Source organism: Actinomadura sp. HBU206391, assembly GCF_014323665.1.
Lineage (GTDB): Bacteria > Actinomycetota > Actinomycetes > Streptosporangiales > Streptosporangiaceae > Actinomadura_C.
Window position 1 is genome coordinate 1 of sequence record NZ_JABVEB010000326.1, and the last position, 5,385, is coordinate 5,385.

Here is a 5,385-nt window from a genome sequence, read left to right on the forward strand (position 1 = left end):
CCGTCCGGGCCGCTGCCCGGGTCAACGTCCAGACCACCGTCGAGGCCGATACCGGTCAGGGGAGGGAACGGCACGTGGCAGTCGGCCACCGCGCCGTCCCCGGCGGAGAACCGCACGATGTCCGACCCGGCGACGACGGCGATACCGGCGTGCCGCTCACCGAACCCGGCCAGCCACGGCTCGACCCGCTCGGGCACGACCTCGACCCAGCGGCCGCCGCCTGCGGCCGGCCGTGCTCTGTTCACGCCTGAGACGCTACTCGCCCTACCCCCGCCCTGCCCTCGGTCGGACGTTCCGGGCGAAACGGCCCGATCGATCCAGCGTTTTCCGGCGCGCCGCGCGCGATCTCCCCAGGTCGGACGGCGATTGGGCAAGATGGCCACCATGTGGATTGCCCCTGAAAGGCGGCGGCTGAACCGCTGGATCGTGCCCGGCCTCACCGCCGGTGTCGGTCTCGGCGTGGCGATCGCCCTTCTCCTGGACGACCGTCCGCGCAGCGCGTGGACCGCGCTCGCGGTACTGCTGGGCTATGCGCTCCTACTCGCCGTCCGACGGCATGAACCGGCCTTCTCGGTCAGTGAGGGGTTCGGCAGCGGCCACCGCGCTCGCAGCCACCTCCGCGCCGCCGCGATGACCGGGGACGTCCTGACGGTGGGCATCGTCGCCGGCCTCGTCGTCACCGCGCTCCGCGAGGGCACTGTGGGGCCGTACGCCTGGCTGGCCGCGCTCGCGGGGGCGACCTATCTGTTCTCGCTGCTGGTGGCCGGCCGTGCTCCCTGAGCGACCGAACGGGCGTCCACCCCTGGCCCACCCAGCGAATTCTGGGTGAACACAACCTCACAGGTACTGATTCAACCGCTTTGCGGTGGCACGATTCATAGGTGTCTGTCCGAAATGTCGTAACCTCGTCGCTCCCGGCGAGCGTGGTATTTCAACCCATCGTCGACCTCGATACGGGCACGGTCATCGCCGTGGAGACACATCCGGCGCCGGCCGCGGAGGGCGCGTCCGCCCGCTTCGACCCCTCCGACGAGGACGTGCGCCGCGCCGTGCTCGCCGCCCGCCTGACCTCCGACGTCGGCACGCGGCTGCCTCTGCAGATCACGGTCAAGATGGAGACCCTGGCACGGGGACACGACGCCCTCATGCCACTGCACCAGGGTCTGCTCGAGACCGGCCGACGGCCGAACGAGATCCTGGTGTGCGTGACCGGGGGGTTCTCTCCGGCTCACCGCACGCAGGTCTCCACCTCTCTGCGCGACCTGCGCAAGGCCGGCTATCTGATCGGCTTCACCGGCCTCGGCACCGCCCACACACCGCTCGACCTCCTCGTTGACGACACGCCCTACCTGGTGAAACTCGATCCCGAGCTGGCCCGGCGGGCATCGTCGGACGACCGGCGTTCCGCTCTCGCCGAGGCGCTCCTCAGGCTGTCGCGCAAGATGGGCACCCACGTGCTCGCGCCTGGCCTGGCCACCGAGAGACAGCTCGTCCATCTGCGCGGGCTCGGCGTGCGGCTGGTGCAGGGACCCCTGCTCGCCCCGCCCGACTGGCATCCGGGCATGGGCGTGACGGTTCCGGTCCTGCCCCGCGAGTCCGTGCCCGAGCCCCGAGAGGACGCCGGGCTCGGCGCCCGGGTGTCGGAGTTCACCCTGCCGGCCGTCACCATGCCCGACACGGCGACCGCGGACGACGTGCTGACCGCTCTGAACGCCGAGCGCGGCACCACCAGCGTCGTGCTCGTCGACAAGCATCAGCGGCCCAAGCACACCGTCGACCGCACCAGGTTCCTCCTCGCGGTCTCGGGACCGTACGGTCACGCGCTGCACGCCCACAAGCCCGCGGCCCGGCTGGCCGACCCGCCGCGGCTGGTACCGCGAACGGTCCCCGCCATCGCCGCGCTCCGCGCCGCGGGGAAAGAGAGCGAACGCGTCTACGACGACCTCGTCGTCACCGACGAGGTCGGACGCTGCCTCGGCATCGTCCGGGTCGGCGACCTGATCCGCAGCCTCTCGCCGTGATCGGAGGCTCAGCCTGAGCCGAGCCGCCGGTAGCGCTGTCGCCGCGCGGCCATTCGCTCGGCCGGGTCGCGCCGGAGCAGCCCCGCGAGTTCGGCCTCGAGCACCGCGCCCACCCGCGCGAGGAACGCCTCCGGCTCATCGGCGGCGTCCGGTCGTTCGGCGACGATCCGGTCGACGATCGAGTCGGCGAGCAGGTCGCCGGACCGCACCCGCTGGCTCTGAGCGATCTCGGCCGCCCGCTCCGTCGTCCGGTAGAGGATCACTGACGCGCCCTCGGGCGGAAGCGGTGACAGCCATGCGTGCTCGGCCGCGATGACGCGATCGGCCGGCAGCAGCGCGAGCGCTCCGCCGCCGGCGCCTTCGCCCATCAGCAGGCATACCGTCGGCGCCGGAAGGGTGACCAGCTCGGCCAGGCAGCGCGCGATCTCACCGGCGAGCCCGCCCTCCTCCGCCTCCCGGGACAGCGCGGCGCCTCCCGTGTCGATCACGGATACCAGTGGCAGGCCGAGCTCGGCCGCCAGCCGCATGCCGCGCCGGGCCTCCCTCAGGCCCGCCGGGCCCAGCGGGTGATGGCTCCGCTGCGCCTGGCCGTCCTGCCCCAGCACCACGCACGGGGCGGCGCCGAACCTCGCGAGGGCCAGCAGCAGGCCGGGGTCGCACTCCCCGGCGGCCGTACCGCTCAGGAGCGTCACGTCCCGGGCCACCTGGTCGAGCAGCGTGCGTGCCCCCGGCCGGTCGGCGCGCCGCGACCGGCGGATCGACTCGGCGACCGGGACGTCGGAAGGCGGATCGCTCACCTGCGCATCGGGGATCTCGGCGATCTCCCGTGGCGCGCACAGGACGTCGAGGACGCGTGCCGCGGCGGCGGCCACCTCGGCGGGCGGGATCACCCCGTCCACGAGCCCGCGCGCACGGAGGTTCTCGGCGAGTTGCACTCCCTGCGGGAACGGCTCGCCGTACAGGGCCTCGTGGACGCGCGGGCCGAGAAAGCCGATGAGCGCACCGGGCTCGGCCGCCGACACGTGCCCCAGCGAGCCCCAGGACGCGAGCACGCCGCCGGTGGTGGGATGCCGCAGGTAGACGAGGTAGGGCAGCCCGGCCTGCTTGTGATCGGCGATCGCCGCCGCCACCTTGACCATCTGGAGGAACGCGATGGTCCCCTCCTGCATCCGCGTGCCGCCGGAGGCCGGCGAGGCCAGGAGCGGCAGCCGCTCCCGAGTGGCGCGTTCGACGGCCCGCATGAGTCGCTCACCGCCGTCGACGCCGATCGATCCGGCGAGGAAGGCGAACTCGCAGGCGATCACCGCCACGCGCCGGCCGCGGATGCGTCCCTCGCCCGTCACGACGGCCTCGTCCAGGCCCGTACGCTCCCGGGCACGGGCCAGATCGGCCCGGTAGCCGGGGTCGGCGGGCACCGATGACACGGGCTCGTCCCAACCACGCCAGGAGCCGGGATCCACGACCGCGGCGATCAGCTCGAGCGACCCCAGCCCATCCTGCGCCGTCATTCGTCGAGCCAGGCCAGGATCTCGTCGGTGTGCTGGCCCAGGGTCGGAGGCGCCAGATGCGTCTCCCGCCCTCCGGCGTACGGAGCGTCGTCGAGGCGCAGCGGAGGACCGGGCAGGGTCACCCGGCCGAGGGTCGCGTGCTCGACGTCGAGGAGCAGTCCCTGGGAGATGGTCTGCTCCCACTGGTACACGTCGTCGAGGGTGCGGACCTTCCCCGCCGGCACGCCCGCGGCGGCCAGCCGGCCCAGCCAGACCTCGGCGGGCTCCGTGGCGAAGACCGCCTCGATGGCGTCGATCAGCTCCTGGCGATGGGCGACGCGGTCGGTGTTGGCGGCGAACCGTGGGTCGGCGGCGTCGAGCCCCACCAGTGGCGCGAAGGCCCGCCAGAGCCCGTCGCTGCCGACCGAGACCTGGACCGGCGCGTCGGCGGTGCGGAACAGCCCGTACGGGGAGATGGACGGATGATGGTTGCCGGTGGGCTGGGGCACCTCGCCCGCGACCGTCCACCGCGTGCCCTGAAAGGCGTGGACCCCGACGATCCCGGCGAGCAGGCTGGTGCGCACCACGCGCCCGCGCCCCGTGCGCGCACGTTCGTGCAGCGCCGCGACCACGCCGTACGCGCCGTACATGCCGGCCAGCAGGTCGCCGATGGGCACACCGACCCGGGTCGGCTCCTGCGGCGACGGGCCGGTCAGGGACATCAGCCCCGCCTCACCCTGAGCGATCTGGTCGTATCCGGCCCGGCCGCCCTCGGGACCGTCGTGCCCGAACCCGCTGATCGACAGCACGACCAGTCCGGGATTGAGCTCGTGCAGACGCTCGACCGTGAAGCCCAGCCGGTCGAGCACGCCTGGCCGGAAGTTCTCCACCAGCACATCGGCCCTGCCTGCGAGCCGGGCGAGCACCTCACGCCCGCTGTCGGACTTGAGGTCGAGCGTGATCGACTCCTTGTTCCTGTTGCAGGACAGGAAGTAGGTCGACTCCCTCGACTCCTCGGGCCCCACGAAGGGAGGGCCCCATCCTCGGGTGTCGTCGCCCCGGCCCGGCTGCTCCACCTTGATGACGCGCGCACCCATGTCCCCGAGCATCATCGCCGCGTGCGGTCCCGCGAGCGCCCGCGACAGATCGAGGACAACGACATCTGACAATGGGCCGGACAAAGGCACCTCCACAGGAGTCGGTCCATAGGAGACTAGTCAACCGGGCCGTCACCGAGACAGCTCGCCGATCACTCCCGGGACAGGCCGATCTCCTGGGCGAGGATCGCCGCCTGCACGCGGCTGCGCAGCCCCAGCTTGGCGAGGATACGGCTCACGTGGGTCTTCGTCGTCGTCTCGGCCATGTGCAGCGTCTGCGCGATCTCACCGTTGGAGAGCCCGTCGCCCAGGCAGGCGAGCACCTCACGCTCGCGCGGGGTGAGCTCGCCGACGCCCTTCGCACCGTCCAGCCGAACGGTCGCCTGCCGTCCGGCGAAGGCCGTGATCAGCCGGCGGGTCACCGCGGGTGCGATGAAGCCCTCGCCGGCCGCCACGATCCGCACCGCGTCCACGAGCCGGTCGGCGTCGATGTCCTTGAGCAGGAAGCCCGCCGCCCCGGCACGGAGCGCGCCGAAGACGTAGTCGTCAAGATCGAAGGTCGTGAGGATCAGCACATCGGCGATCCCGGCCAGCTCCCGGGTGGCGGAGACACCGTCCAGCCGGGGCATCCGGATGTCCATCAGCACCACGTCCGGCCGAAGCTCGCGGGCGAGGGCGACGGCCTGCTCGCCGTCGGCGGCCTCGCCCACCACCTGGACGTCGGGCACGGAGTCGAGGATGAGCACCAGCCCCGCCCGTACGGCGCCCTGATCGTCGGCC

The 5,385-nt window shown here is 72.7% G+C and carries 5 protein-coding genes and 1 pseudogene; 2 read left to right on the forward strand and 4 right to left on the reverse strand.

Annotation, left to right across the window (positions count from 1 at the left end; translation table 11 throughout):
* A pseudogene (locus HKK72_RS35465) lies at positions 1-245 on the reverse strand (hypothetical protein); the annotation flags it as partial.
* A gap of 139 nt (positions 246-384) precedes the next feature.
* Between HKK72_RS35465 and HKK72_RS35470 the strand changes: the two are divergent.
* On the forward strand, positions 385-780 hold the full coding sequence (locus HKK72_RS35470) for an ABC transporter permease (RefSeq protein ID WP_187238781.1): 396 nt from the start codon (positions 385-387) through the stop codon (positions 778-780).
* A 143-nt stretch (positions 781-923) separates the two neighbouring features.
* Positions 924-2,021: an EAL domain-containing protein gene (locus tag HKK72_RS35475; protein WP_187238785.1), complete on the forward strand. Its 1,098-nt coding sequence runs from the start codon at positions 924-926 to the stop codon at positions 2,019-2,021.
* An 8-nt stretch (positions 2,022-2,029) separates the two neighbouring features.
* On the opposite strand, the gene HKK72_RS35480 is transcribed toward HKK72_RS35475, so the two are convergent.
* The 3 genes from HKK72_RS35480 to HKK72_RS35490 all read right to left on the reverse strand — a co-directional run.
* Positions 2,030-3,529 (reverse strand): carboxyl transferase domain-containing protein, encoded by a 1,500-nt coding sequence (locus HKK72_RS35480; RefSeq protein WP_187238782.1) that lies wholly within the window; start codon positions 3,527-3,529, stop codon positions 2,030-2,032.
* A complete protein-coding gene (locus HKK72_RS35485) occupies positions 3,526-4,689 on the reverse strand; it encodes a CaiB/BaiF CoA transferase family protein (RefSeq protein WP_187238783.1) in 1,164 nt (387 codons plus the stop codon). The genes HKK72_RS35480 and HKK72_RS35485 overlap by 4 nt, the downstream gene beginning before the upstream one ends.
* A gap of 68 nt (positions 4,690-4,757) precedes the next feature.
* Positions 4,758-5,385 (reverse strand): response regulator (locus tag HKK72_RS35490; protein WP_187238784.1); only part of this gene is annotated, 628 nt, incomplete at its 5' end.